At 74.9% G+C, this 25,835-nt stretch carries 22 protein-coding genes; 9 read left to right on the forward strand and 13 right to left on the reverse strand.

Going from position 1 to position 25,835, the window contains the following annotated elements; all coding sequences use genetic code 11:
- Window positions 1-58: 58 nt before the first annotated feature.
- Both J2S46_RS25145 and J2S46_RS25150 read right to left on the reverse strand, forming a co-directional pair.
- Window positions 59-1,393 (reverse strand): magnesium transporter MgtE N-terminal domain-containing protein, encoded by a 1,335-nt coding sequence (locus tag J2S46_RS25145; protein ID WP_191289397.1) that lies wholly within the window; start codon window positions 1,391-1,393, stop codon window positions 59-61.
- Between the two features lie 218 nt (window positions 1,394-1,611).
- Entirely contained in the window at window positions 1,612-2,172 is a 561-nt protein-coding gene (locus J2S46_RS25150) for a hypothetical protein (RefSeq protein WP_191289398.1), read from the reverse strand.
- A 158-nt stretch (window positions 2,173-2,330) separates the two neighbouring features.
- Between J2S46_RS25150 and J2S46_RS25155 the strand changes: the two genes are divergently transcribed.
- A complete protein-coding gene (locus J2S46_RS25155) occupies window positions 2,331-3,266 on the forward strand; it encodes a DMT family transporter (protein ID WP_191289399.1) in 936 nt (311 codons plus the stop codon).
- Window positions 3,267-3,377: 111 nt separating this feature from the next.
- Here J2S46_RS25155 and corA read toward each other — a convergent pair whose 3' ends face one another.
- Entirely contained in the window at window positions 3,378-4,511 is a 1,134-nt protein-coding gene (gene corA / locus J2S46_RS25160) for a magnesium/cobalt transporter CorA (protein ID WP_191289400.1), read from the reverse strand.
- Window positions 4,512-4,931: 420 nt separating this feature from the next.
- On the opposite strand from corA, the gene J2S46_RS25165 reads away from it, so the two are divergent.
- Window positions 4,932-5,579, forward strand: a complete 648-nt coding sequence (locus J2S46_RS25165; protein WP_191289401.1) for a suppressor of fused domain protein — start codon at window positions 4,932-4,934, stop codon at window positions 5,577-5,579.
- A 32-nt stretch (window positions 5,580-5,611) separates the two neighbouring features.
- Here J2S46_RS25165 and J2S46_RS25170 read toward each other — a convergent pair whose 3' ends face one another.
- From J2S46_RS25170 to J2S46_RS25195, 6 genes are all read right to left on the reverse strand, one after another.
- Complete coding sequence (locus tag J2S46_RS25170) at window positions 5,612-6,226, reverse strand: MarC family protein (protein WP_073926250.1); 615 nt, start codon at window positions 6,224-6,226, stop codon at window positions 5,612-5,614.
- Window positions 6,227-6,406: 180 nt separating this feature from the next.
- Window positions 6,407-7,267, reverse strand: a complete 861-nt coding sequence (locus J2S46_RS25175; protein ID WP_191289402.1) for a PHP domain-containing protein — start codon at window positions 7,265-7,267, stop codon at window positions 6,407-6,409.
- Window positions 7,268-7,372: 105 nt separating this feature from the next.
- Window positions 7,373-8,011, reverse strand: coding sequence for a DUF6758 family protein (locus J2S46_RS25180; RefSeq protein ID WP_073926248.1), 639 nt, complete (start codon window positions 8,009-8,011; stop codon window positions 7,373-7,375).
- 302 nt (window positions 8,012-8,313) lie between these two features.
- Window positions 8,314-8,460: a DUF8834 family protein gene (locus tag J2S46_RS25185; protein ID WP_190209534.1), complete on the reverse strand. Its 147-nt coding sequence runs from the start codon at window positions 8,458-8,460 to the stop codon at window positions 8,314-8,316.
- A 426-nt stretch (window positions 8,461-8,886) separates the two neighbouring features.
- Window positions 8,887-9,753, reverse strand: a complete 867-nt coding sequence (locus J2S46_RS25190; RefSeq protein WP_191289403.1) for an alpha/beta fold hydrolase — start codon at window positions 9,751-9,753, stop codon at window positions 8,887-8,889.
- Window positions 9,754-9,957: 204 nt separating this feature from the next.
- Window positions 9,958-11,826 carry a DEAD/DEAH box helicase gene (locus J2S46_RS25195; RefSeq protein WP_370882239.1) on the reverse strand — a complete coding sequence of 623 codons (1,869 nt, stop codon included), beginning with the start codon at window positions 11,824-11,826 and terminating at the stop codon, window positions 9,958-9,960.
- A gap of 544 nt (window positions 11,827-12,370) precedes the next feature.
- On the opposite strand from J2S46_RS25195, the gene J2S46_RS25200 reads away from it, so the two are divergent.
- Window positions 12,371-13,099 carry a ferritin-like fold-containing protein gene (locus J2S46_RS25200; protein ID WP_191289404.1) on the forward strand — a complete coding sequence of 243 codons (729 nt, stop codon included), beginning with the start codon at window positions 12,371-12,373 and terminating at the stop codon, window positions 13,097-13,099.
- An 85-nt stretch (window positions 13,100-13,184) separates the two neighbouring features.
- Here J2S46_RS25200 and J2S46_RS25205 read toward each other — a convergent pair whose 3' ends face one another.
- The 3 genes from J2S46_RS25205 to J2S46_RS25215 all read right to left on the reverse strand — a co-directional run bounded on the left by J2S46_RS25205 (window position 13,185) and on the right by J2S46_RS25215 (window position 14,706).
- Window positions 13,185-13,496, reverse strand: a complete 312-nt coding sequence (locus J2S46_RS25205; RefSeq protein WP_191289405.1) for a hypothetical protein — start codon at window positions 13,494-13,496, stop codon at window positions 13,185-13,187.
- 164 nt (window positions 13,497-13,660) lie between these two features.
- Complete coding sequence (locus J2S46_RS25210; RefSeq protein ID WP_191289406.1) at window positions 13,661-13,888, reverse strand: DUF3107 domain-containing protein; 228 nt, start codon at window positions 13,886-13,888, stop codon at window positions 13,661-13,663.
- A gap of 125 nt (window positions 13,889-14,013) precedes the next feature.
- Window positions 14,014-14,706: a TetR/AcrR family transcriptional regulator gene (locus J2S46_RS25215; protein WP_191289407.1), complete on the reverse strand. Its 693-nt coding sequence runs from the start codon at window positions 14,704-14,706 to the stop codon at window positions 14,014-14,016.
- A gap of 221 nt (window positions 14,707-14,927) precedes the next feature.
- Here J2S46_RS25215 and J2S46_RS25220 point away from each other — a divergent pair, with 221 nt between their 5' ends.
- From J2S46_RS25220 to moeZ, 5 genes are all read left to right on the forward strand, one after another.
- The gene (locus J2S46_RS25220; RefSeq protein ID WP_191289408.1) at window positions 14,928-16,019 is read left to right on the forward strand and encodes an alpha/beta fold hydrolase; all 1,092 of its coding nucleotides are present in this window, start codon (window positions 14,928-14,930) and stop codon (window positions 16,017-16,019) included.
- 316 nt (window positions 16,020-16,335) lie between these two features.
- Window positions 16,336-17,961, forward strand: coding sequence for a DUF3492 domain-containing protein (locus J2S46_RS25225; RefSeq protein WP_191289409.1), 1,626 nt, complete (start codon window positions 16,336-16,338; stop codon window positions 17,959-17,961).
- 308 nt (window positions 17,962-18,269) lie between these two features.
- Complete coding sequence (locus J2S46_RS25230; protein ID WP_191289612.1) at window positions 18,270-19,436, forward strand: hypothetical protein; 1,167 nt, start codon at window positions 18,270-18,272, stop codon at window positions 19,434-19,436.
- Window positions 19,437-19,694: 258 nt separating this feature from the next.
- On the forward strand, window positions 19,695-20,708 hold the full coding sequence (locus tag J2S46_RS25235; RefSeq protein ID WP_191289410.1) for an NAD-dependent epimerase/dehydratase family protein: 1,014 nt from the start codon (window positions 19,695-19,697) through the stop codon (window positions 20,706-20,708).
- Window positions 20,709-20,981: 273 nt separating this feature from the next.
- Window positions 20,982-22,160, forward strand: a complete 1,179-nt coding sequence (moeZ, locus tag J2S46_RS25240; protein WP_073926238.1) for an adenylyltransferase/sulfurtransferase MoeZ — start codon at window positions 20,982-20,984, stop codon at window positions 22,158-22,160.
- 133 nt (window positions 22,161-22,293) lie between these two features.
- On the opposite strand, the gene J2S46_RS25245 is transcribed toward moeZ, so the two are convergent.
- The gene (locus J2S46_RS25245) at window positions 22,294-25,119 is read right to left on the reverse strand and encodes a lysylphosphatidylglycerol synthase transmembrane domain-containing protein (RefSeq protein WP_229912591.1); all 2,826 of its coding nucleotides are present in this window, start codon (window positions 25,117-25,119) and stop codon (window positions 22,294-22,296) included.
- A gap of 143 nt (window positions 25,120-25,262) precedes the next feature.
- On the opposite strand from J2S46_RS25245, the gene J2S46_RS25250 reads away from it, so the two are divergent.
- The gene (locus J2S46_RS25250) at window positions 25,263-25,634 is read left to right on the forward strand and encodes an MGMT family protein (protein WP_307351237.1); all 372 of its coding nucleotides are present in this window, start codon (window positions 25,263-25,265) and stop codon (window positions 25,632-25,634) included.
- Window positions 25,635-25,835: the final 201 nt, after the last annotated feature.

The following is a 25,835-nucleotide window of genomic DNA, read 5'->3' on the forward strand; positions in this document are numbered from 1 at the left end:
GTGCCGGAGCTCGCCCTGGAGGCGCTGGCGCGGCGTGTCCTCCCGCCGGCCCTTGCGGTCAGCGTCCACCGGTGGCCTGCCTCTCGTGGTCCCGGTCGCCGTACGTCCCGTGGTCGTCCACGCCGCCGTACGTCCCGTCGTCGGGGGTGTGCAGGGCGGCGTCGCGCCAGTCGTCCGGCAGCAGGTGGTCCAGCACGTCGTCGACGGTGACCGCGCCCAGCAGGTGGTCCGACTCGTCGACGACGGGGGCGGCGACCATGTTGTACGTCGCCAGGTAGCTGGTGATGAGGGAGAGCGGGGTGTCCGGCGGCAGCGGGTCCAGGTCGTCGTCCACCAGCGAGCCGACCAGCGTGTACGGGGGCTCGCGGAGCAGCCGCTGGAAGTGCACGGTGCCCAGGTACTTGCCGGTCGGGGTCTCGCTCGGGGCCCGGCAGACGAAGACCTGTGCGGCCAGGGCCGGCTTGTTGTCGGCGATCCGCACCAGCGCGAGGGCCTCGGCGACGGTGGCGTCCGGCTCCAGCACGATCGGCTCGGTGGTCATCAGACCGCCGGCGGTGTTCTCCTCGTAGGTCAGCAGCCGGCGCACCGGGGCGGCCTCGTCCGGCTCCATCAGCTGGAGCAGCCGCTCGGCCTCGTCGCCGGGCAGTTCGGAGAGCAGGTCGGCGGCGTCGTCCGGGTCCATCGCCTCCAGCACGTCGGCGGCCCGCTCGTCCTTCAGCTTGCCGATGATCTCGACCTGGTCGTCCTCCGGGAGCTCCTCCAGGACGTCGGCGAGCCGCTCGTCGTCGAGGGCGGCGGCCACCTCGGCGCGGCGCTTGGCGGACAGGTGGTGCATCACGTTGGCGAGGTCGGCCGGGCGGAGCTGGTCGAAGGTGGCGAGCAGGTTGGCGGCGCCCTGGTCCTCCTCGGCGAGTGAGAAGCCGGTGACGTCGTGCCAGTCCAGGGTGAGGGTCTCGCCCTTGGCCTTGCGCAGCCGGCTGGGCCGGCCGACCTGGACGAAGACCTTGCTGATCTCCCACTCGCGGACCCGGGTCTGCACCATCGCCACGTCCAGGACGGTGACCTCCTCCTGCGTCCTGGTGCGCACCACGCGGCGGTCCAGGAGTTCGGCGAGGACGAGGGTCTCGGAGGGGCGCTGCTCGAAGCGGCGCATGTTGATCACGCCGGTGGTGAGCACCTGGCCGGACTCCAGGCTGGTGATCCGGGTCATCGGCAGGAAGATCCGGCGCCGGCCGACCACCTCCACGACCAGCCCGAGCACCCGGGGCGGCCGTCCGCCGATCCGCAGCGAGACCACCACGTCCCGGACCCGGCCGACCTGGTCGGCGTTGGGGTCGAAGACCGCCACGCCCGAGAGGTGGGAGATGAAGACCCGGCTGCCTGCCCCTGCCATGGCTCCTCGACTCCCTCGCTGCCCGTGCGGCGCCCACCCTGACGCCCGCGGCCAAGGCTACCCGGGCGGGCGGGGCGCAGCCCGCCGAGCCACGGCCCGGTGGTGGCGGCCCGGCGGTGACCGCGTTGGTGGTGACGGCGCGGCGGCGGCCGTCGTGGCTCGGGCCGGGTGGTGACGGGGCGCCACCCCGGGGTGCGATGGCGGGGCGTCCGCCGGGGTCAGCGCCCCCGGCGCCGGAGCAGCAGCTTGGGCAGGCCGGCCGGCATGGGCAGCCGGGTGGTGACCGGCGAGGGCATCGGTGCGGCGGCCAGCGAGCCCTCCGGCATCGAGCCGGGCTGCTCGGTGAGTTGCCGTCCCTCGGCGCCGGCCGGCTCCAGCCGCAGCACCCGGCACTCGCGGGCCCAGCGGTCGGCGATGGTGTCGGTGTCGGGCGCGTTCAGCCGCTTGCCCTTGAGCTCCTCGACCGCGCCGAGCCAGCCCTCGCTGCCGGGCGCGAGTTCGGCGACCCGGGCGGTCCAGCCGGTGAGCCGGCCCCACTTGTCCTTGCTGCGGACGGTCACCTCGGCGGCGCCGCCGGCGGTGAGACCGTGCAGCGGCTGCTCGCCGCCGTCGCCGACCACCACCACCGCGCCGTCGTACCAGGCGTGCCACAGGGCCCGGCTCTGCTGCTGCCCTTCGGCGCGGACCCAGAGCAGCCCGGACTTCTTCGCGGCCTCCTCCAGGAGGGCCCGGTCCAGGAAGTCGGCGGCGGTCGCGGCGGCGGCAGGCGTGCGGTCCATGGCGGACAGCGTACGGCCTGGTGCCCACCGGGTGTCTCAGCGGTCAGGACGACAGTTCCGTCCGGCCGGAAAGGGCCTTACCTTGGTGACGTCCGGCCGACCGCCGGCCCCGTCACCCGCGACCACCCACCGCGCGGCCAGACCACCAGAGGAGAGCCGTGCCAGCCGTCCGGTCCGACGCCGCCGACACCGCCGTTCCCGTCACCACCGCCACCGCGCCGGGCCGCCACCCCCTGCCCAGGACCGACCTGCTGCTGCTCGCCGTCTCGATCGGCGGCATCTCGCTCTCCGCCCCGCTGATCAGCGCGACCGCCGCGCCCGCGCTGGCGATCGCGCTCTGGCGCAACCTGATGTCGGTCGGTGTGCTGGGCCCGTACGCCCTGCTGCGCCACCGGGCCGAGCTGCGGGGGATCGGCCGCCGGGCGCTGCTGCTCGCGATGGCGGCGGGGGCGCTGCTGGCGGTGCACTTCGCGCTCTGGATGCCCAGCCTGCGGATGACCTCGGTCGCCTCGGCGACGGCGCTGGTGACCACCACGCCGCTCTGGACGATCCTGCTGATGCGGGTGTTCGGGGTCCGCGCACCGCGCCTGGTGTGGGCGGGCATGTGCGTGGCCTTCGCCGGCGTCCTGGTGCTCACCGGCGTCGACCTCTCCCTCTCCCCGCGGGCGCTGCTCGGCGACGCGCTGGCGCTGGGCGCGGGGCTCGCCGCGGCGGGGTACGTGCTGCTGGGCGCGGAGGTCCGCAAGAGTGTCAGTACGACGGCGTACACGCTGGTCTGCTACGCGACCACGTCGGTCGTCCTGCTGGCGATCTGCCTGGTGGCGGGGACCCCGCTGGCCGGCTGGTCCGGCGGGGTGTGGTGGCAGATCGTGGCGCTGATGGTGAGTGCGCAACTGCTCGGCCACTCGCTGAGCAACCGGGTGGTGAACACCCTCGGCCCGTCGGTGACGTCCACGGCGATCCTGCTGGAGACGCCGGGCGCCGCGCTGATCGCCGCCCTCTGGCTGGGCCAGTGGCCGCCGGTGGCCGCCTACCCGGCGGTGGCGCTGATCCTGCTGGGGCTGGTGCTGGTGGCCCGCGGCGGCCGGCGCTGAGCCGCCGCACCGATCCCGGAGGACATCGGCCGGGCTGCCGCTGCCGCCCCGGACGGCCGGGCGCGGCGGGTCCGCGCCCGGCGCCGGACGGCGGCGCGCCGTCCGGCGCGGCTACAGCCAGCCGTTGCGGCGGAAGCCCCGGTACATCCCGACGCAGATGGTCGCCACACCGAGCAGCACCATCGGATAGCCGTACTTGTGGTGCAGCTCGGGCATGTAGTCGAAGTTCATCCCGTACACGCCGGTGATCATGGTGGGCACGGCGAAGATGGCCGCCCACGCGGTGATCTTGCGCATGTCCTCGTTCTGCGCCACCGAGACCTGCGCCAGGTTGGCCTGGAGCAGCGAGTTCAGCAACTCGTCGAAGCCGTGCACCTGCTCGGTCACCCGGGCCAGGTGGTCGGCGACGTCCCGGAAGTACTTCTGGATGTCCGGGTCGACCAGCCGCTGGAGCGGCTCGGAGAGCTGCTGCATCGGCCGCAGCAGCGGGGTCACCGCCCGCTTGAACTCCAGCACCTCGCGCTTGAGCTGGTAGACCCGGCCGACGTCGGTGCCCTTGCCGCCCTTGTTGGCGAAGACGTCGAACTCGATCTCGTCCACGTCGCTCTGCAGCCGGTTGGCGACCTCCAGGTAGTTGTCCACCACGTGGTCGGCGATCGCGTGCAGCACGGCGGACGGGCCCTTGGCGAGCAGCGCGGTGCCGTCCGCGCCGTCGACGTCCTGCTCCATCCGCCGGCGCAGCTCCTGCAGCGAGCTGTGCCCGCCGTGCCGGACGGTGATCACGAAGTCCTGGCCGGCGAAGACCATCAGCTCACCGGTCTCGACCACCTCGCTGGTCGGGGTGAGCTGGTCGTGCTCGACGTAGCGGATGGTCTTGAAGACGGCGAACAGCACGTCGTCGTAGCGCTCGACCTTGGGGCGCTGGTGCGCGTGCACCGCGTCCTCGACGGCCAGCGGGTGCAGGCCGAAGCGCTGCGCGATGCCCTCGAACTCGGCCTCGGTCGGCTCGTGCAGTCCGATCCAGCTGAACGAACCCGGGGTGCCCTGGAGCTGCTTGGCGGCCTTGACCCGGCGGGCGGCCTCGCGCGGGCTGCAGGTCTCGCCGTGCCGCTTGCCGTCCTGGTAGACCGCGCAGTCGACGACCGCCGAGGGCGACTGGCCGGGGTGGATCGAGTCGTACGCGTCGTCGCCCGGGCGGCGGCGGTGCGGACGGACGGCGGCACGCAGGTTGTTGATCATCGACATGGCAGGCTCCTTGGGCAGGAGCCGTCGCACGGCGGCACGTCGGAGGGGCCGTGGTGCGGCGGCGAGGAACACCGATGGAATCCGGTGCCTGCGGTCGGCCCTCGGCCTTGCTGGGGCGCGATGCGGGACGACGAGGCTCCGGGGAGGGTGCTCTCCCGGCCCGATGTGACGCCGCCTCAGTCACCTCGGCAGACGCAGCTGTTTCAGCTGGAGAGGTGAGGGGTACGGGGAAGGCGTCCGGGCCGGGTAGAGCTGCCGGTACTGCATGGTCGGCTGGTATCCACCGCAACCACCTCCTTCACGCCGCTGCCCCGGGTGACAGAAGTCCCCGGTGGTCAGCTGCTCACATTAACAGCTGACCGGGCCCGGCCGCTGGGGTGTTCACCGGCCGGTCCCCGGGGGCGGGTTACGCTCACCGGCATGGCGCACGACTTCCCGCTCTTCGGCGACCCGTCCAGTGACCCGCACGGCCCCGGCCGGCACACCCGTGAGGCCGTGCTGGCCGCCGTCGAGGCCCGGCTGCTGACCACCTTCGGCGAGCCCGGCGGCCGGGCGGCGGTGACCTTCCTCGGCACCGACCGGATCGAGGTGCTGCGCTTCGGCCCGGACGCCGAGGGGCTGGTCCGCTACGCCACGCTGGGGATGGCGGCGACGCCGATGGCGGACCCGACCGCGGTGGTCGCCGATCCGGTGCGCGGGCCCCGCGCCGAGCTGGTGCTGACCGTCCGGGGCGGGCGCGACGACGTCCTCAGGGCGCTGGCCACCTTCGCGGCGACGCCGCAGGTGGAGGGGCTGGTGGTGGCGCCCGGCGGCTCGCTGGACCTCGGCTCCCCGCTCTGGGCGGGCGCGCCGTTCACCTCGGTGCTGGCGGCCGAGCCGGGCGGGCTGGTGCCGGACCTGGAGCTGGAGGAGCCGGCCGACCCGGTGCGGTTCCTGCCGCTGCTGCCGATGACCCCCAACGAGGCCGGCTGGAAGCGGGTGCACGGCGCGGCCGCCCTGGAGGAGCTCTGGCTGCGGCACGGGACCGACCTGCGGGACCCGCAGCGCCGCGCCGTCCCGCTGGACTGAGGCCCGGCCCGGGCCGGCGCGCCGCGGGCCGTTCAGCCCTGCTCGGCGATGAACCCGAAGACGCCGTCGGCGGTCAGCTGGACGGCGATGGCGGAGAGCAGCAGGCCCGACAGCCGAGTGATCAACACCACACCGCCCTCCTTGATGACGGTGATGATGAGCAGTGAGAAGCGCATCGTCAGCCACATCACCACGTGCATCGCGACGATGGCGCACCACACCGCGAGCTCCTGCCCGCCGGTGTCCGCGGCCTGGACGGCGAGGATGACGGCCACGATCGCGCCGGGGCCGGCCAGCAGCGGCGTGCCCAGCGGGACGAGGGCGACGTTGACCTCCTTGGTCTGCGTCGGTTCCTCGATCTTTCCGGTCAGCAGGTCGAGGGCGATCAGCAGCAGCAGGATGCCGCCGGACACCTGCAGCGCGGGGACGGAGACGTGCAGGTAGTCCAGGATCTGCCGGCCGAACAGGCCGAAGGCGGTGATCACGCCGAGCGCCACGGCGGCGGCCTGCCAGGCCATCCGGCGACGGACCTTGTGGGCCCGGCCGGAGGTCAGCGCCAGGAAGATCGGGATGGTGCCCGGCGGGTCCATGATCACGAAAAGGGTGACGAACAACGACCCGAACGTCGTGACGTCGAAGAAGCTCATGCCCGAATTGTCCGGTTGCGGAACGCCCGCTGCACCCGCAGGCCCTGACGGCGCGCGGGCGGACTTCGTGCGGGCGCGCGGAGGCGCGGGCAGGCGGGCGCCGTCCCGGTCGCGCCGAGGGCCCGCGCCGGCGCGCGGTCGCGGACCCGGCCTCGCGTCGAGCGGTGGACCGACCGGACGTCAGGCGGTGACCGGTACGGCCCCCGTCGCCTGCGCCAGCAGCGCCTCGTACACCTCGGGGGCGGTGGTGTGCTCGCCGAGCCGGACGGTCTTGCGGCTGCCGTGGTAGTCGCTGGAGCCGGTGGTCAGCAGGCCCAGGTCGGCGGCCAGGCCGCGCAGATGGGCACGGGTCTCCTCGTCGTGGTCCATGTGGTCCACCTCCAGCGCCGCCAGGCCCGCCGCCGCCAGGCCGGCGATGGTCCCGTCCGAGACCGTCCGCCCGCGCTTGACCGCACCCGGGTGGGCGAAGACCGGCACGCCGCCGGCCGCCCGGACCAGCCGGACCGCCTCCACCGGGTCGGTCTCGTGCTTGCGGACGTCGGCCCGGCCGCCGTTGGCCAGCCAGTCGGCGGTGAAGGCGTCCGAGACGGTCGCCACCACGCCGGCCTCCACCAGCGCGCTGGCGATGTGCGGCCGGCCCACCGAGCCCGCGCCGGCGATCCGCTCCACCTGCTCCCAGGTGATCGGCGCGCCCAGCTCCCGGCAGCGCTCGACCACCGCCCGGCCGCGCCGGAACCGGTCGGTGCGGACCAGCTCGCGCTCCCGGGCGAAGGCCGGCTCGGCCGGGTCGAACAGGTAGGCCAGCAGGTGCAGGCTGATGCCGTCGGTGTGGCAGGACAGCTCGGCTCCCGGCACCAGGGCCAGCCGGCTTCCGGCGGGCAGCGCCCGCACGGCCGCGGTGGCCTCGGCGTGGCCGGAGACGGTGTCGTGGTCGGTCAGCGCCACCACGTCCAGGCCCGCCGCGACGGCGGCGGCCACCAGCTCGGCCGGGCTGTCGGTGCCGTCGGAGGCGTTGCTGTGGGCGTGCAGATCGATGCGCACGGGTGTCAGGGCTCCTGGAGGTCGACGCTCGCCTGGTCCGCCTCAGGATAGTCAGCGCCCGCCGGCGGCCGGCCGCGTCCGGCGGGGCCCGCGGACGCGCGCCCGTCAGCCCAGCAGGCGCGGCGTGAGCGCGCCGCAGGGCAGCAGGTCCAGCTCGGCACCGGCCTCGCGCAGGTCGGTGAGCACCAGTTCGTCGTACATCACCAGGGCCGACTGCTCGGGCCAGGCGATCGCCCACAGCCACAGGCCGCGGGCCTCGCCGGCGAACACCGCGCGGTCGGCCGGGGCGTCGGGGACGTGGAACATCGGGGTCGGCCGGCCGGCCGCCAGCAGCTTGGCGTCGGCGGGCTTGTAGAGCGAGACCGAGTCGCCCGGGTCCGGGCCGGGCAGTCCGGCGTAGCGGGCGCCCAGGCCGACGCCCAGCTCCTCGGCCACCAGCACCAGTTCGCCGAAGCCGCCCAGCGGGGCGGGCCCGGCGCAGGCGACGGCGGTGGCCCTGGCCCCGGAAAGGTCGTCACCGACGTGCGCGATCCCGGTGTAGAGCCAGCCGACCGGCAGTGGCCAGGGCAGCCAGACGGGCACCTGCGAGCGGGCCACGGCCACGCCCAGTGCCTCCACGCTCGGGGGCAGTACGGGCTGCATCGGGTGCACCGCTCCGTGCCGGTCGCACTGCCAGGTGTCTGAGAACAGACCGGGGGCGCGGACCCGACCGGCGCACCTCGGGCAGCTTGGCTCGCCCCTCATAGCCGACAACGCTCCTCCCTCCGGACCGCCGCGTCAAGGACGATCACCCGTACGGAGTGCGTCGCGTCATCTGCCGGTGCGTCGGCCGCCCGCGCTGGCGGGCTGTGCGGGCGGTCCCGGCTAGGGGATGTCCAGCGGCGGGCGGCGGCAAACGTCGCGGACCCGGCCCGGAACACACTGACGCCCCGTCATCGACTGTGCGGTGACGGGGCGTCAGTGGGGTATCGGAACGTCGGACGCGGGCGCTTCGCAGGTTTCCGGAGCGGCCTCCGGGGCCCCGGCCGGGGCTGCGCCGGGCGGCGTCAGATGGTCTTGCACGGGCGGATGAGCAGCCGCTCGCCGGTCCGGGCCGCGGCCTGGACCAGCTCGTTCACGGTCTCGGCATCGGCGATCAGCCGGTCGGTGGCGGCGCCCTGGGCGTCGTCCAGTCGGAGAATTTCGAAGCGCATGGGCCTCTCCTTTCCTGGCCCCGGGGACCGGGGCGGTTGTGGCTGAGTCGGGATCAGCCCCTTCAAGGTCTGTCGCGTCGTGCGTTCGGCGGTCTGCTGCTGCAAGCGTGCCCCCCTGGTCGCCGGGACTGCCGGCACCTCATGGACCACTGTGGCGCGGTGCTGATTCCGGGTGGTTGCCCGCCCGTGAAGTCCCGGTTTCGGCTGACTGGCGTGGATCGGCGCAGTCGTACCGACGGCCGTCGGTCCAACAGGCCGTCGTCGGTTCAACAGGCTCGGGATGCTCGAAGATTCCCGGACAGACTCAAATATTACCGGAACTAACGAATTCTGTCCCGTGCGAAAGCGCGGAACCGTCCGCGAGCTGTCGCTCCACCCCGCTCCCGGACGGGCTCCGGCCGATCCGCCGGGGCGGATCCGTGCAGGTCAGGACCAGAACTGGGCCAGCGCCGCGGCCGTGCGAGCCGGCTGCTCGGCGTTCGGGGAGTGCCCGGCGTCGTCGATGACCACCCGGCGGGCCCCGAGCCGCAGCGCCATCCTGGACTGCTCCTCCACCGGCCAGGCGTAGTCCCGGACCCCGGAGAGCACCAGCTTGGGCAGGCCCGGAGTGGCGGCGGCCAGCTCGTCGACCCGGTCCGGGCCGGAGATCAGGTGCCCGCCCGTGGTGATCAGCGCCTGCGGGACGTTGGCCAGCCACCGCTCGTGCAGGAACCGCGCCACGTCCGGGGCCGGACGGCGGGCCGGGTCGCCGCTGCCCTCCTCCATCTGCTGCAGGATCTGCCAGATGGACTCCAGGTCCATCGTCTGCAGGGCGTCCACCAGCAGCTTGGTGCGGGCGGCCTCGGAGGGTTCGATCGCCCCCGGGCCGGTCGAGAGCAGCGTCAGCGAGCTCCAGGGCAGTGGCCCCTCGGTGCCCAGCAGGGCCTCCCGGACCACCAGGCCGCCGAAGGAGTGCCCCAGCAGGTGCAGCGGCCCCCCGCCCTCCAGCAGGCCGCCCAGCGCCCGGACGTCCGCCCCCAGGGCCCCGACGGCGTACGCGGCCGGGTCGTCGGGACCGCCGCTCCCGTACTGGCCGCGCTGGTCCACCGCCACCACCCGGTAGCCCGCCTCGGCGAGCGGCTCCAGCAGGGCGACGAAGTCCTCCTTGCTGCCGGTGAAACCGGGCACCAGCAGGGCCGTCCCGAGCGGCTCGCCGGCCGGGTCGGACCACAGGGCGGCGAACTCCCCGCGCGCGGTGGTCAGCCGCAGCGAGCGAGCGCAGCCGGGCAGGGTCAGGAACGGCGGGGTGCTCATCGTGCGTTCTCCTCCAGGGCGGGGCCGGTCGCAGTACCTTCCGAGCCTAGCCACCGGGCCGGGCGGCGCGGTCGTACCGACGCGGCCCGGCCGGCGGCGGGGCGGGCGGGTACGCCGGACGGAGCAGCGGGGCGCTGCCCGGCGCCGGGAACGGGCCGGGGCGGGCCGGCCCCGAAGGGCCGGCCCGCCCCGGTGCGAGCCGGATCAGACCGCCGGAGCGGCCTCGCCGCCGGCGGCGGGACGGCGGGTGCGGGTGCGGCGGCGCGGGGCGGCCTCACCCTCCGCCTTGGGCTCCGCCTTCGCGGCGGTGGCCGTCGGCTCCGCCTTGGCCGGAGCCTCGGCGGCGCCCTCGGTCACCGCGGCGGCCGTGCCCTCACCGGCGGCGGCGCTGCGCGGGCGGCGGCGACGACGGCGCGGGGCGCCCTCACCCTCGGCAGCGGCCGGGGCGTCGGCGGTCGCGGGGGCGACGGCCTCGACCACGGCGGCGTCGGCCACCGCGTCGGCCGAGGCGGAGCCGCCGCGGGTGCGGCGACGCTCACGGGTCTTGCGGGCGGGCTTCTCCTCGGCCGCCTCGGCGGCCGGGGCCGCCGGACCGCGGCCGGAGCCGCCGGCGGGCTTGCCGCCCCGGGCCCGGCCGCCGGCCGAGCGCGAGCCGCGGCCGCCGGTCTCGCCGAGGTCCTCGACCTCCTCGGCGCCGAGGCCGGCCCGGGTCCGCTCGGCGCGCGGCAGCACGCCGGTGGTCCCGGGGGCGATCTTCAGCAGCTCGTAGAGGTGCGGGGAGGTGGAGTAGGTCTCCTCCGGCTCCGGGAACTTCAGGTCCAGGGCCTTGTTGATCAGCTGCCAGCGCGGGATGTCGTCCCAGTCCACCAGCGTCACGGCGGTGCCGGACGCGCCGGCCCGGCCGGTGCGGCCGATCCGGTGGAGGTAGGTCTTCTCGTCCTCGGGGCACTGGTAGTTGATGACGTGCGTGACGCCCTCGACGTCGATGCCGCGGGCGGCGACGTCGGTGCAGACCAGGACGTCGACCTTGCCGCCGCGGAAGGCCCGCAGGGCCTGCTCGCGGGCGCCCTGGCCGAGGTCGCCGTGGACGGCGCCGGCGGCGAAGCCGCGCTGGGTCAGCTGGTCGGAGACGTCCGCCGCGGTGCGCTTGGTGCGGCAGAAGATCATCGCCAGCCCGCGGCCCTCGGACTGCAGGATCCGCGAGACCATCTCGACCTTGTCCAGCGAGTGGGCGCGGAAGATGTGCTGGGTGGTGTTGGCCACGGTGTGGCCGGTGTCGTCCGGCGCCGCGGCCCGGATGTGGGTCGGCTGGCTCATGTACCGGCGGGCGAGGCTGATGACCTGGCCCGGCATGGTGGCCGAGAACAGCAGGGTCTGCCGCTTCGCCGGCAGCATGGTCAGGATCTTCTCGACGTCGGGCAGGAAGCCCAGGTCGAGCATCTCGTCCGCCTCGTCCAGGACGAGGGCGCGGACCTTCGAGAGGTCGAGCTTGCGCTGCCCGGCGAGGTCCAGCAGGCGGCCGGGGGTGCCGACGATGATGTCGACGCCCTTCTTCAGCGCCTCGACCTGCGGCTCGTACGCCCGGCCGCCGTAGATGGCGAGCACGCGGACGTTGCGGACCTTGCCGGCCGTCTGCAGGTCGTTGGTGACCTGGGTGCACAGCTCGCGGGTCGGGACGACGATCAGCGCCTGCGGGCTGTCGCAGAGCTGGTCCTCGGTGGCCCGGCCGGCGTCGATGTCGGCGCGGACGACGACCCGCTCGATCAGCGGGAGGCCGAAGCCCAGGGTCTTGCCGGTGCCGGTCTTGGCCTGGCCGATGACGTCGTGCCCGGTCAGGGCGACCGGGAGGGTCATCTCCTGGATCGGGAAGGGGTGGATGATGCCGACGGCCTCCAGGGCCTCGGCGGTCTCCGGGAGGATTCCGAGCTCACGGAACGTGGTCTTCGTGGGTTCAGCGGTGGTGGACAGGGTGCTGCCTCTTCCATGTGGGAGGGCCGAGAGCGAGAGGGCGGCGGGCAGCCGCGCGGCTGCGTCGGGGCCGGGTCGGCCCCAGTCACAGCTGCGTGGACGCACAACCGCGCCGGTCCCTGCGGCCGGCCGAGGTCGGACGGCCCGTGAAGGCGCGTCGCCCGGCGGCGTGGGGGAGGATTTCCCGTGAGGGACCCGGCGCGGGACCTGCGCCTTCGGCGCGGTCCGCGGCGGCCCTCGCTCGGCCACTGATGCGGTGCCAAGGCTTGAGGTCCAAGCCAAGGTCGGAGCCGATCGGCTCTCCGACCGGGCATCCGCGTACGTGAGCGCCCGGCATCCTGGCGGGACGTGTCCGGAAAGGACGACATCCGTTCGGAGCGGGCTCGCCCGGTCCGCCGGAAGCGGCGGAACCATGCGAGCACTACGGGCCTCCCTACCACCATACAGTCACGCGACGACTCGAACACGTGACGCGGGTGACACGGCTGCCGGGGCCGCGGGCCGCCGGGCCCGGCCGGGGGCCGCCCCGCCCGCGGCGCCGCCGTCCGCCGCGGCCCGGTCCGCGCCGTCCGCCGCCGGGCCGGACCCCGGCGCGGACACCGCTCCGCCGTCCGCCCGCCGCCGCCCCGGCGGGCTAAGGTGGCGAGCCATGGAGACCCAAGGTGAGACCCACGACGTCGGGGCCGGTTCGATCGGTGACTGGGCCAGTCGCTCGGCGGACCCGGGGTACCGGGCGGCGGTGGTGGACCTGCTCGGCGCCCTCGCGTACGGCGAGCTGAGCGCCTTCGAGCGGTTGGCCGAGGACGCCAAGTTCGCGCCCGGCCTGGCCGACAAGGCCGCGCTGGCCCGGATGGCCTCCGCCGAGTTCCAGCACTTCCAGCTGCTGCACGACCGCCTCGCCGCGGTCGGCGCGGACCCGGACGAGGCGATGACCCCCTTCGTCGAGCCGCTGGAGGGCTTCCACCGGCTGACCGCGCCCTCCGACTGGCTGGAGGGCCTGGTCAAGGCCTACGTCGGGGACGCCATCGCGACCGACTTCTACCGCGAGGTGGCCGTCCGGCTGGACGACGACACCCGCGACCTGGTGCTCGGCGTGATGGCCGACACGGGCCACGCCCAGTTCGCCGTGGACAAGGTGCGGCAGGCCATCGACGAGAACCCGCGGGTGGGCGGCCGGCTGGCGCTCTGGGGCCGGCGGCTGATGGGCGAGGCGCTCAGCCAGGCCCAGCGGGTGGTGGCGGAGCGGGACGCGCTGTCGAACCTGCTGGTCGGCGGCGCCCAGGTGCAGGGCTTCGACCTGGTCGAGGTCGGCAAGATGTTCAACCGGATCACCGAGGCGCACACCAAGCGGATGGCCGCCCTGGGCCTGGCCTCCTGACCCCGCACCGCCGCCGGGAGTGCGCTCCTGACCGGCCCGCCGGCCGCCCCGCCCGGGGCCGGCCGGTCCGGGTGGCCGGCGCCGCTCAGGCCGCTCGCCGTCGGCCCGCGTGCCGCGCGGCGCCGTGGCGGTGCGCACCGGCGCGGTGGGCCGCCCGCTCCGGCCGGGCGAGCACCGAGACCAGCAGGGCCGAACCGGTCGCCGAGATCGCCAGCACCACGGCGGGCAGCGCCCCGCCCAGGGCGTAGTGCGCTATCACCCCGCTCACCAGCGCGGCCACCACCGCGGTGCCGAAGGTCAGGGTGCGCGAGGCCGGGAAGTACTCCGGGAGGCCGGCCAGCGCGAAGGCGCCGACCAGCAGGCCGATCAGGACGAAGGCGACCGTTTCGACGAGCAAGAGCTGCCTCCTGGGATCGCGGTGTGCGGCTGCCCGGGCCCGTACCCGCAAGCGAACGCTCGTACACCCGGTGTCCGCACGGGCACGGTCCGCAGCCGGGCCACCGGCCGGGAACGCACCGGTGCCCCGCCCCTCGACGAGGGGCGGGGCACCGGTGGACCGTCTCAGACGGTGCCGAAACCGACCTTGCGGACGGTCGGCTCGCCGATCTCCACGTACGCCAGGCGCTCGGCCGGGACGATGACGCGGCGGCCGTGCTCGTCGGTCAGGGTGAGGAGCTTCGAGGTGCCCTCCAGCGCCTTCGCGACCGCGCTCTCGACCTCATCGGCAGTCTGCGGGCTCTCGAGAACGATCTCTCGGGGCGCGTTCTGCACGCCGATCTTGACCTCCACGGCTTCCGTCCCTCCGGGGTTGCAGCCATCCACGCGCGGGAGCCGGACCGCCCTGGAACAGGCGTTCGTGGCCACCGCGCCGTACAGCCTCACCATAGAGCACGCGCTGCGCGCTGAGGTGAAGGTCAGGAGATCGCCTGTTCGGCAGCGGGCCCGGCGTCGTCCTCGGAGCCCGGCTCGGAGCCCTGCTCGCCCGGGTGCATCGGGAAGCCCTTGAGACCGCGCCAGGCCAGGCTGGCGACCAGTCGCACGGCCTCGTCGTGCGGGATCTCCCGGCCCTGCGAGAGCCAGTAGCGGGCGGTGATCTGGGCCAGCCCGCAGACGCCGGCCGCGAGCAGCTTGGCCTCCGCCTCGGGCAGGTCGGTGTCCTCCGCGATGACCTGGCTGACCAGGGTCGCGCTGAGGTCGGCGGCCCGGTCGACCCGCTCGCGCACGGCCGGCTCGTTGGTCAGGTCCGACTCGAAGACCAGCCGGAACGCACCGGACTCGCTGGCGACGTAGTGGAAGTACGCCTCCATGGTCGCGGCCACCCGCTGCTTGTTGTCGGTGGTCGCCGACAGCGCGGTGCGGGTCGCCTCCACCAGGGCGTCGCAGTGCTTGTCGAGCAGCGCGAGGTAGAGCTCCAGCTTCCCGGGGAAGTGCTGGTACAGCACCGGCTTGCTGACCCCGGCGCGGTCGGCGATGTCGTCCATGGCCGCGGCGTGGTAGCCCTGGGCGACGAACACCTCCTGGGCGGCGCCGAGCAGTTGTTCACGGCGGGCGCTTCGCGGCAGGCGGGCACCGCGCGGGCGCTCCTGCGCCTCCTGGATGGCCGTCACGGCGCTCCTCACTTCACGGGATCTACAGCACGGGCAAGGTGACTGATTCTACTTTTGGGTAACCACATCCGCGCCGGGTGAAGCCGATAAAAGCACGGAACCCCCTTGTGGAGAGCCCACAATACGGGTCTGACCACGGCTGTTGGCAGTGGTGCGGTCCCGGAACGGTACCTTCCCGGGGCCTGGGATTTCCTTCCCGGGGCTCACTACCATCGTCCTCCATGAGCGCTGAGCAGCAGGTGGAGCCGATGGCCGAGGGCGGGACGCGGGCGCGCGCGGAGGTCCGGACGGTCGAGATCCCCGGGGCGGTACTGGCGGTGAGCGGGCCGGCGGGGACCGGCTCGCGCGACGGCGGGCAGCTGCCGCCGGCGCTGTTCGTGCACGGGCTCGGCGGCTCGTCCGACAACTGGACCGAGCTGATGGACGAGCTCTCCGACCTGGTCGACGGGGAGGCCCTGGACCTGCCCGGCTTCGGCCGCTCGGCCCCGCCCGCGGACGGCAACCTGTCGCTGTCCGGGCACGTCAGGGCCGTGATCGGCTACCTGGAGGCCTCCGGCCGGGGCCCGGTGCACCTGTTCGGCAACTCGCTCGGCGGGGCCGTCGCCGTCCGCCTCGCCGCCCTGCGCCCCGACCTGGTGCTCAGCCTGACGCTGATCTCCCCGGCGCTGCCCGAGTTGCCGCCGCAGCGCACCGCCTGGCCGACCGGCCTGCTCGCGGTGCCGGGGGTGCCGGCCCTGATGCGGCGGATGCCGTCGAACGGCCGCAGCGTCGAGGACGCCACCGAGGGCCTGCTGCGGCTGGTGTACGGGGACGTCGCCGCGGTGCCGGAGGCCCGCCGGGCCGCCGCCGTCGCCGAGTACCGCCGCCGGACGGGGCTGCCGTACGCGATGCAGGTGATGGTCGGCTCGGCCCGCGGGATCGTCTCCGCCTACACCGAGCGCGGCGAGCAGTCGCTCTGGCGGCAGGCCGAGCAGGTCCGGGTGCCGGTGCTGCTGGTGTACGGGCTGAAGGACAAGCTGGTCTCGTACCGCTCCGCCCGGCGGGCCTGCGCGGCCTTCGCCGACGCCCGCCTGCTGGTGCTGCCCGAGTCGGGGCACGTGGCGATGATGGAATACCCGGCGCGGGTGGCCCGGGCCGCCCGCGAGCTGCTCGCGGAGGTGTCCGCGGGGCCGGCGACGGCCGGGCCCCGGGCCGCGGCCGGTGAGCCGGCCGGCGGCGTCGACGGAGCCGCCGGTGGCGAGGCCGCCGGAGGCGGGGCCGTCGGAGGCGGGGACGACGAGGTCGACGGAGGCGTCGAGAACGTGAGCGCCTAACGCCCCGGATCAGGGTTGGTCACGCCCGTTCACTCGTTCAGGTGGCAAGCGGGCAGGTGGCCGATGGATCGTCGGCGGTCCGTCCTACCTTTTCGGTGTCGGACCGAACAGGTGTGGGGGAGCAGCAGCCGCCGGGGTGCTCAGGGGGCGGCTGGAAGAGGGGGCCCGGCGGGCCGGCGTGCGGCCCGTCGGGCGGCACGTCCGGGCCGCCCATGAGCGGTGCCCCTCCGGGATCGCGGTGTCGCCGGCCGATCCGGCTCCTCAGCCCCTCGACTGCTGAAGCAATCCGTTGATCCGCTCTGCTCTGGAGGTCTTCGTGCGCATCGCACTGCTCACCGAGGGCGCCCGGCCGTACGCGCAGCGTGGCGGTCCGGGCTGGAGTGCCCGGCTGGCCGAGGGCCTGCGCGAGCACGAGTTCGAGCTGTACGTGCTGGCCGGCCCGGCCGGCCGGAGCACGGCGGCGGGCGGCGGGCCGGGTGGCGTCCAGAGGCGCTTCGACGCCGTCCACGAACTGCCGATGTGGGGGGTGCGGCCCGCCGGGCGCGGGCCCGCCGCCCTGCGCCGGCGCCAGTACCTGCGGGCGTACGAGCAACTGGTCCGGGCCCTGGTGATGCCGCGGGAGCGCGGCTCCTTCGGCCCCGGGCTGCAGCGGCTGGCCGAGCTGGCCCGGGCGGACGGCGCGCTGCCCGCCTTCCTCGCCTCGGGCCGGGCCCAGCGGGTGCTGGAACGCGCCTGGAGATCGCCCGGCGCCGACACCGCGGCCGGACAGCCGATGGTCCGGGACGTCCTGGTCGCCGCCGATCTGCTGGAGCAGTGCCTGCGGCCGCTCTCCGCCCCCTGGTACGGCACCGGGCCCGGCGGCCTGGGCGCGGCGGACGTCTGCCACGTGATCGGCACCGGCCCCGCGGCGCTGCCCGCGCTCGTCGCCAAGCAGCTGCACGGCGTGCCGTTCGTGGTCACCGAACACGGCCTGCACCTGCGCGAGCAGTACGCCGGCTACCGGGAGGCGCCCTACCGTTGGCCGGTCCGGGCCCTGCTGCTCACCTTCTTCCGGCTGCTCACCGAGGAGACCTACCGGCAGGCCGCCCTGCTCACCCCGGGCAGCGCGCACGACGAGCAGTGGCAGCGCCGGGTTGGCGCGGACCCGGCCCGCACCAGGGTCGTCCACGAGGGCACCCCGGCGGTGGCCCGGCCGGCCGCCGGGCCGGAGCCGCAGGCACCCACCGTGGTGTGGGCCGGCCCGCTGGAGCCCGGGCGCGACCCGGAGCTGATGCTGCACGCCTTCGCCCGGATCCGCGCGGAACTGCCCGCGGCCCGGCTGCTGGTCCACGGCGAGGAGGCGGCGCCGGGCTACCTCGCGCACTGCGAGGCGCTGGCCGGGCGGCTCGGGCTGACCGGGTCGGTGGAGTTCGCCGGCCGGCCGGCCTCCGCCGCCGAGGCCTGGCGGAGCGGCACGGTGCTGGTCTTCACGGCCTTGGTCCAGCGGGTCCCGCTGCTGCTCGCCGACGCGATGCTGAGCGGCCGGGCGGTGGTCTCGACCGACACCGGCGTGGCCCGCGAGGTGGTCGGGCCGACCGGACTCCTGGTGCCGCCGAGGGACCCGCAGGCACTGGCCGGCGCCTGCCTGGCCCTGCTGGGTGACGAGGAACGCCGCTCGCGTCTGGGCCTCGCGGGCAGGCTGCGCGCGCAGGAACGCTTCGCCGTGGAGCCGGTGGTCACCGCCTTCCGCGACATCTACCTGGAGCTGGTCTCGAACTGGCCGGCCTACCCGGACGGCCGGAGCGGCGCCTCGGGGCAGCGGCTGCGGCCGTTCGCCCGGCCCGCCGAGTACTGGATGGCGGCCGGTCCGGCCGGCACCGGCGGGGCGGTCGCCGAGGAGCCGCGGACCTCGGCCGGCGCCGAGCCGGAGGCCAAACCGGAAGCGCTGGCGGAGGTGGTCTGATGACCGGCCGGGAACCAGCGCGCGGGGCGCCGCCCGCCACGGTCCGCCGGGCGCCGGGCGGGCGGGTGCCGGGGGCCCGGCACCAGGGCGCCCGGCTGCCGGACGGGCCGGCCTCGGGCGGTCCGTTATCGGGTGGACCGCCTGCGGGCGGACCGTCGTCGGGCGGGCCGCCGTTCGGTGAACCGTCCGAGGAGCCGTCGCCGGCCGTGGCCTCGCCCGCCGGCCCGCCGACGGACGGGTGCGCGGCGGGGGAAGAGGCCCCGCCCCCGGGCCGGCCCGGGGGCGGCGGCGACCCGGTGCGTGAGCTGATGACGCGCCACCGCGCCCTGTGCGAGCAGGCGGTCGACCCGCTGGAGATCGCGGCCGGTCTGGAGGAGGCCGGCCTCGGCGCGGGGGCGGCGGCCCGCTACCGGCACGCGGACGTCTTCTCGCTGGCCGAGGAGCTGTACGCCCGGGTGCCGCGCCGCCCGCCCGACCCCGGGGCCGCCGAACCGGCCGAGTCCTGGCGGCGGCGCTCCGGCGCGGCGCTGTGGACGGCCCTGGCGGCGGCGCTCCCCTGCGCCGCCCTGGCCGCCGTCCGGGCCGTGCGCCCGGGGCCGCCCGGCGCCCTCGGGCTGCTGGTGGCGGTGGCGGCGGGCGGCTGGCTCGCCGCCATCGCCGTGCGCGCGCCGGCCGGGCCGGAGCCGGCCGGGCACCGGGCGACCGGGTACGCGCCGCCCGGCGGCCCGGAGAGCCGGCCGCAGCCCGGGGACCCCGAGCGACTGGAGTACCTGGCGGGCCGGCCCGGCGCGTGGAGCGTCAGCCCCTGGAGCGCCGGGCCGGTGCGGCGAGGGCGGCGGCCGCGGCCGGTCGTCCTCGGGTACGGCCTGGCGGCCGCCGCCACCCTGCTGCTGCCGCTGGTGGCCGGGACCGGCCCGGCCCAGGCGGCGATGGTGGTCGCGGCGGGGGCGGCGCTGGGGGCCGCCGAATGGTCCGCCCGCTGGTTCCGGCACGTCGGCCGGATACACCTGCGGACGGCCGCGACGATCACCGACTTCCGTTCCCGGCTGCGCCCGGTGCTGCCGGTGGCGGTCGGCCTGCACCTGGCGGTGCTGGCCGTGCTGACCTTCGCCGCCCTCGCGGTGCTCACCGCCGTCGCGCCCCGGCCCGGGCCGCAGGCCGGCGGACTGCTGCACGCCGTGGCGCACCGCGCGGACGCCGTCCAGTGGGCCGCCCAGGCCGGACAGGGGCTGTTGCTCCTGCTCGCCGTCCTGCTGCTGCACCGCGGCCGGGCGGGAGCGGCGGCCGCCGCCCTGGTGGCCGGATCCGCCGGTACGGCGCTGCTGGTGCTGCTCCAGGCCCGGACGGGCCTCGGCCGGCCGCTGCTCGTGGAGCACGGCCCGGCCGGCGCGCTGCTGCTCGGCACCGGGCCCGCCGTGGCGCTGCTGCTGCCGTACGCCTGGGTGGTGCTGGGCCGGCCGGGCTCGTACCGCTGAGCGGCGCCGGCACCTGCCGCGAGCCCGCGCCGCGAGCCGCCGCCGGGCCGCCCGGCAGGCCGGCCCGCGCTGCCGGCCGCCCGTCCGCGTCCGGTTCCCGTCCGAGCGCCGGCGGCCGCATCCCGATCCACCCGCGATCCACCCGCGATCCATCCCGATCCATCCCGATCCATCCCTGATCCACCCCTGATCCACCTCCGAATTCCCATCTGATCCGCCAGGTCATCCGAGACCTTGCTTCGTGGAAGGACGCCCCCGATGAGGGTGCTGCTGCTGGGCGCCGACGGTTTTATCGGCCGTCGGGTCACCGATCGTCTGCTCGTGGACCAGGAGTTGCAGGTGACGGTGCTCGGCCGGCGTGACTCCGCCGACATCCGCTTCGACCTGACCACCGGGAGCCCGGGTGCGCTGGCCAGGTTCCTGGACGCGGTGGCGCCGCAGGTGGTGATCAACTGCGCCGGGGCGACCTACGGCAGCTCCCGGGTGCTGATCAGGTCGAACACGCTGGCCGTCGCCACGGTCTGCGAGGCGATCCGGCGCAGCCGGGAGCCGGCCCGGCTGGTCCATGTCGGCTCGGCCGCCGAGTACGGCCCGGTGCCGGGCGGGATCCCGATCGCGGAGAGCGCCGAGCCGCGCCCGGTCGGCCCGTACGGGGTGTCCAAGCTGGCCGGGACGGAGCTGGTGCTGTCCTCCGGGCTGGACGCCACCGTGCTGCGGGTCTTCGACGTGGTGGGCCCGGGGGCGCCGACGGCCTCGCTGTTCGGCCGGTTGTCGGAGGGGCTGCGACGGGCCCTGGAGCGGGACGAGTCGGTGGTGCGGATGCCGGACCTGTCGGGATACCGGGATTTCGTCGACGTCCGGGACGTCGCGCGGGCCATCCAGTCGGCGGCGGTCTCGGCGGCCACCGGCGTGATCAACATCGGCAGCGGGCACGCCGTCCGGGCCCGGGACGCCGCCCAGATGCTGGTCCGGACGGCCGGCTTCGAGGGCACGGTGGCGGAGGAGAGCCGGCCGGCGCTGCTCCCGGCTCAGTCGGCGGGCGCCGCCGACCACCTGCTGCACCCGTTGGCGCACCACCTGGCCGGCCACCGGGCGGCGGAGTCCCGCACCGGCGAGGGCCGGGCGGTCGACGGGCGCTCGCCGGCGGCGGAGCCCGTGCCGTGGCGGCAGGCGGACGTCCGGACGGCCAGGGACCGTCTCGGCTGGCGGACACAGGTGCCGCTGGAGGAGTCGCTGGGCGACATCTGGCTGGAGACCGCCTGCCGGGTCTGAAGCCGCCGCGAGCCCGTTCGGGGGCCGGTCCCGGGCCCGCCGCGGCCCGGCCACCGGCCCGGTCCGGCCCTGCCGGGGCGGCCCGCCGGTCCGCGGACGCCCGGCCGGGGGCCCGGTCCCACGATCCGGTGTGCACTGTCTCGCCCATCGGACGAGCTGTCTCGGAATACAGAGCTGGCATGACACTGTTGGCCTAGCAATGCCACCGTTCGACGGCGCCGGATCCATCCGGGCGGCGCGGCCGAACCTGAACTGACGACCATCGGAGTCACCGTGTCGCTGCCACCCCTGGTCGAGCCGGCCGCCGAGCTCACCGTCGACGAGGTCCGCAGGTACTCCCGCCACCTGATCATCCCCGACGTGGGCATGGCCGGGCAGAAGCGGCTGAAGAACGCCAAGGTGCTGTGCGTCGGCGCCGGCGGCCTCGGATCCCCCGCGCTGATGTACCTGGCCGCGGCCGGTGTGGGCACGCTCGGCATCGTCGAGTTCGACGTTGTCGACGAGTCCAACCTGCAGCGCCAGATCATCCACGGTCAGTCCGACATCGGCCGTTCGAAGGGTGAGTCCGCGCGCGAGTCCGTGCTGGAGATCAACCCCTACGTCAACGTGATCCTCCACGAGGACCGCCTCGACAACTCCAACGTGATGGAGATCTTCTCCGGCTACGACCTGATCGTGGACGGCACCGACAACTTCGCCACCCGCTACCTGGTGAACGACGCGGCGGTGCTGCTCGGCAAGCCGTACGTCTGGGGCTCGATCTACCGCTTCGACGGCCAGGCCAGCGTGTTCTGGGCCGAGCACGGCCCCTGCTACCGCTGCCTCTACCCGGAGGCCCCGCCGGCCGGCATGGTCCCGTCCTGCTCCGAGGGCGGCGTGCTGGGCGTGCTCTGCGCCTCCATCGGTTCGATCCAGGTCACCGAGGCGATCAAGCTGCTCGCCGGTGTCGGCGAGCCGCTGGTCGGCCGCCTGATGATCTACGACGCCCTGGAGATGAACTACCGCCAGGTCAAGGTCCGCAAGGACCCCGACTGCGCGCTCTGCGGCGAGAACCCCACCGTCACCGAGCTGATCGACTACGAGGCCTTCTGCGGCGTCGTCTCCGAGGAGGCCCAGGAGGCCGCCGCGGGTTCGACCATCACCTCGAAGCAGCTGAAGCAGTGGCAGGACGACAAGGAGGACATCCTCCTGATCGACGTCCGCGAGCCCGGCGAGTACGAGATCGTCAACATCCCCGGCGCGGTGCTGATCCCGAAGAACGAGTTCCTCATGGGCAACGCCCTGGAGACGCTCCCGCAGGACAAGAAGATCGTCCTGCACTGCAAGTCGGGCGTCCGCTCGGCCGAGGTGCTGGCCGTGCTGAAGTCCGCGGGCTTCTCGGACGCCGTCCACCTCGGTGGCGGCATCCTCGGCTGGGTCAGCCAGATCGAGCCGCACAAGCCGGCCTACTAGGCCCCCTGCGACCCCGGCCGGGGTCGGGCCCCGCGAAGGTCCCCGAACGTCCGGAAGGGCCGCCGGCCTCCTGAATCCCCAGGAGGCCGGCGGCCCTTCCGTGTGGCGGTTGCCCGGGCCGGCCGGGCAACGCCTAGAGCGAGCCCTTGCGCTGCAGGACGTTGTAGGCGATCCAGCCGGGCAGCACCGGCAGCCAGAAGGTCAGCGCCCGGTAGAGGAAGACGGCCGGGGTGGCCACCGCCGGCGGGACCCCGGCCACCGTCAGCGCACCGATCAGCGCGAACTCCACCGGGCCGATGCCGCCGGGGGTGGGGATGGCGGACCCGGCCGCGTTGGCGGTGAGGAACACCACGGCCACCGCCGAGAAGCTGATGTCCCCGCCGAAGGCCTGCACCGAGGCGTCCAGGCAGGCGGTGAAGCTCATGGTGAGCAGCAGGATGCCGCCGAAGCCGGTGAGCAGTTTGGTCGGCGTCTGCATCAGGTCGAGCATCCGCGGGACGACCCCGAAGAACAGCGAGCGCACCCTGGTCACCACGAAGCGCCGCAGCGGGCCGACGGCGGCCACCACCAGGGCCAGCACGGCGGCCGCCAGCACCCCGATGATCACCGCGCGGGAGGCGCTGAGGTCGCCGTTGGTCTGGCTGCCGGTGATCAGGCCGAAGCTGAACAGCAGCAGCAGGTGCCCGGCCAGGCCGGCCAGCTGGGAGGCGCCGACGCTCGCCACCGCCTGGCCCGGCCGGATGCCCGACTTCTGCAGGTAGCGGGTGTTCAGCGCGATGCCGCCGATCGCGGCCGGCGCCACCAGCTTCACGAAGGACCCGGCGACCTGCGCCGCGACCGTCCGCCGGAACGGCAGCCGCTCGGGCACGAAGCCGGTCAGGCTCATCGAAGCGGCGATGTAGCTGAACGCGGCGGCCGCCAGGGCCAGCGCCGCCCAGGCCCAGTTCATCTGGGAGAGCTTGAGCTGCGCGGGCTTGATGGTGGTCAGCGCCAGGTAGGCGGCGAAGGTGAGCGCGATGACCATGATCAGGGTCTTCGGCTTCAGCCGCTCCAGCTTGGCCGGCTCCATCGGCGCCTCGGGGGCGATCTGCAGGATCTGCGCGCGGATCCGGCTGAGGAGGTCCTCGCCGGCCACCGCGATGTCCTCCTCGGCCTGCTGCTGGGTGCGCTCGCCAGCGGCGACCTGCTCCAGGGCGCGGGCCTGCGCGGCGGCCTTGCGCTCCTTGCTGAGGCGCTTGAGGTCGACCCGGGTGGAGCGGCTCATGCCGACCGGCTGCAGCAGCGGCAGCGCGGCCGCCACCCGCTCCGGGCCGAGCACGTGGTTGGCGACGCTCACCGCCCGCTCCGGGCCGATCCGCAGGGCGAAGGTGGTGACCAGCTGGGCGACGTCGATGCGCAGGGTCAGGTCGCTCGCCGCGATGTCACCGCCGGAGAGGTTGACCAGGCAGGCCGTCTTGTCGTCCACCACCAGCAGCGACTCGCCGGTGAGCCGGCGGTGGGCGATCCGGCGCTCGTGCAGGGCGGCGACCGACTCCCACAGCGAGGCCATCACCTGGTCGGTGATCTCCTCGTCCGCCAGGTCGTCCAGCGGCCGGCCCTCGACGTTCTCGTAGACCAGGATGGCGGCGTCCGGGCCCAGCTCGGAGGTGGCCACCAGTTGCGGGGCCTGCGCGCCGGAGGCGGCCGCCGCGTACGCGATCAGCGCCTCCTGCTCCAGGGCCTGGCGCAGCGACTGCGGGCTGCGCCGGACGGCCACCGAGCGCAGCCGCAGCCGTCGCCAGGCGCGGTAGAAGAAGCCCGAGGCCTGCTGTTCCCGGTCGACGATGTGCACGTCCAGCGGGGGACCGCTCTGCTGGGCCACGTAGTAGCGGCGGGTGCCGCCGGGGGCGTCCGGCGCGCGGTGCGCGCTGGCCGGGGTGAAGCCGACCTTGCGCAGGCCGATCATCAGGTGCTGGCCGGTCGGGCGGATGTTCGGCGAGCCGATCGCGTAGAGCGTGCCGTACGCCACGGACCAGCCGATCAGGACGGTCAGCAGCAGCGAGAGCGGGGTCGTGTAGCCGCTGATCAGCTCGGTGGCGCCGCTGAGGAAGACCACCACCCACAGGGCCACCCGCCAGCGGGGGCGGCTCGACATGCCGACGGCCGTCATGTAGGCGATGACCGGCGCGAGGTAGCCGTGCACCGGGTCGGTGAGGGTGCCCGCGCTGTCGGTCGGCAGCCGGGTCAGCGCGTCGCGGATGGTCTCCGAGGCGCCCTCGGCCACCCACCAGTCGATGCCGAGCGACACGCCGTACGCGAGGACGGAGGCGAGCACGCCGTCGGCGACCCGCAGGCCGTCGCGTTTGATCAGGCGCTCGACCGCGAAGGCCAGCGGGACGGCCAGCACCGCGACGCTGGAGACCAGCCCGGCGATGGTGGACAGGACGGGGGAGATCCGCTCCGCGTTGGAGCTGATGTCGATCTCGATGCCGCTGGTGGTCGAGGTCGCGACGCTGGCCAGGACGAACAGCGCGACGATCCCGAAGACCCCGGCGAGGAAGCGGATCAGGTCGGAGGGGCGGTGGGCGCGGGCGGCCAGCAGCGGCTCGTCGACGTCCAGGTGCGGCGCCTCGTCGAGCGGGTCGGGCAGCGGGGCCGGGGCACCCGGCCGGGGCTTCGGCCGCGGGTCCGGTTCCTGCTCCGGCCGGGGCTCCGGCTCGGGCAGCGGCTGGGTGGGCTCCGCCTCCGGGTCCGGCAGTTCGATCGTCGGCGGTGGGAGGTCGGCCGGCCCGGGTTCCGGCGCCGCCGGCGGGGGCACCGCGCCGCCCGTCGATCTCGGCGGCCGGGGGGTCTTGAACCGACCCTCCTTGATCAGGGACACTTCCGGCGTGGCGGCCGACCCGTCGCCGTGGCCTGCGGACATGTCGGTGGCGGACTCGTCGGAGTCCTCGTCCACGCCCACGTCTGCCGTCCCCGTCATCTGGTCTTGTCCTCGTATCACGACTCACCGCCCCGAAGATGGTGGCATGCCGTGGCGTCCGGCGCTGGACAGGGGCCGGATCGGGCGCGGCGAATCGCCCTCACGAGGCCCGCGAATCGCCCGGATGGGGAAGAATGCCGCAGATGACGGACAGCGGGAGGAACGACGGTGAGCGCGCGCTGCCCCCGTTCGCGGAGGCGGTGCTCGATCTCACCGAGCGGATCCCGCCGGGCCGGGTGATGACCTACGGGGACGTGGCCGAGTACCTCGGTGAGGGCGGCCCCCGGCAGGTCGGCCGGGTGATGGCGCTCTACGGCGGCGCGGTGCCGTGGTGGCGGGTGATCCGCGCGGACGGCGCCCTGCTGCCCGGCCACGAGCAGCGCGCGCTGGCCCGCTACCGGGAGGAGGGGACCCCGCTGCGCAGCACCGCCGGGCGGGGGCCGGCCCGGGGCTCGCGGGCGGCCGAGGACCTGCCCAGGGTCGATCTGAAACTGGCCCGCTGGGACGGGCGGTAGGACGGCAGCGACGAGGGCCACGACGGAGAGTCCTCGCCCGGTCGCACCCCGGCACTCCTGTGACCAGGCGCACCCCGCCGACAGTGCGCCCCCACCTTCGGCGAACCGGGTGCGTGGTCGGGAATGACGGGGCAGGATCGTAGGCTCGATACGGGCGGGCCCCCGGCGGGCCCGTCCCGACTGTTGCCCGCAGGCGGGCCG

The organism is Kitasatospora herbaricolor (assembly GCF_030813695.1).
Taxonomy (GTDB): domain Bacteria; phylum Actinomycetota; class Actinomycetes; order Streptomycetales; family Streptomycetaceae; genus Kitasatospora; species Kitasatospora herbaricolor.

Coding starts and splice junctions, on each gene's coding strand:
- J2S46_RS25185 (WP_190209534.1), bottom strand. CDS start 8,460: ATGCGCTTCGAAATTCTCCGACTGGACGACGCCCAGGGCGCCGCCACC.
- J2S46_RS25165 (WP_191289401.1), top strand. CDS start 4,932: ATGGCGCACGACTTCCCGCTCTTCGGCGACCCGTCCAGTGACCCGCAC.
- J2S46_RS25150 (WP_191289398.1), bottom strand. CDS start 2,172: ATGGACCGCACGCCTGCCGCCGCCGCGACCGCCGCCGACTTCCTGGAC.
- J2S46_RS25170 (WP_073926250.1), bottom strand. CDS start 6,226: ATGAGCTTCTTCGACGTCACGACGTTCGGGTCGTTGTTCGTCACCCTT.
- J2S46_RS25220 (WP_191289408.1), top strand. CDS start 14,928: ATGAGCGCTGAGCAGCAGGTGGAGCCGATGGCCGAGGGCGGGACGCGG.
- corA (WP_191289400.1), bottom strand. CDS start 4,511: ATGTCGATGATCAACAACCTGCGTGCCGCCGTCCGTCCGCACCGCCGC.
- J2S46_RS25145 (WP_191289397.1), bottom strand. CDS start 1,393: ATGGCAGGGGCAGGCAGCCGGGTCTTCATCTCCCACCTCTCGGGCGTG.
- J2S46_RS25200 (WP_191289404.1), top strand. CDS start 12,371: ATGGAGACCCAAGGTGAGACCCACGACGTCGGGGCCGGTTCGATCGGT.
- J2S46_RS25230 (WP_191289612.1), top strand. CDS start 18,270: ATGACGCGCCACCGCGCCCTGTGCGAGCAGGCGGTCGACCCGCTGGAG.
- J2S46_RS25245 (WP_229912591.1), bottom strand. CDS start 25,119: ATGACGGGGACGGCAGACGTGGGCGTGGACGAGGACTCCGACGAGTCC.
- J2S46_RS25190 (WP_191289403.1), bottom strand. CDS start 9,753: ATGAGCACCCCGCCGTTCCTGACCCTGCCCGGCTGCGCTCGCTCGCTG.
- J2S46_RS25235 (WP_191289410.1), top strand. CDS start 19,695: ATGAGGGTGCTGCTGCTGGGCGCCGACGGTTTTATCGGCCGTCGGGTC.
- J2S46_RS25180 (WP_073926248.1), bottom strand. CDS start 8,011: ATGAGGGGCGAGCCAAGCTGCCCGAGGTGCGCCGGTCGGGTCCGCGCC.
- J2S46_RS25250 (WP_307351237.1), top strand. CDS start 25,263: ATGACGGACAGCGGGAGGAACGACGGTGAGCGCGCGCTGCCCCCGTTC.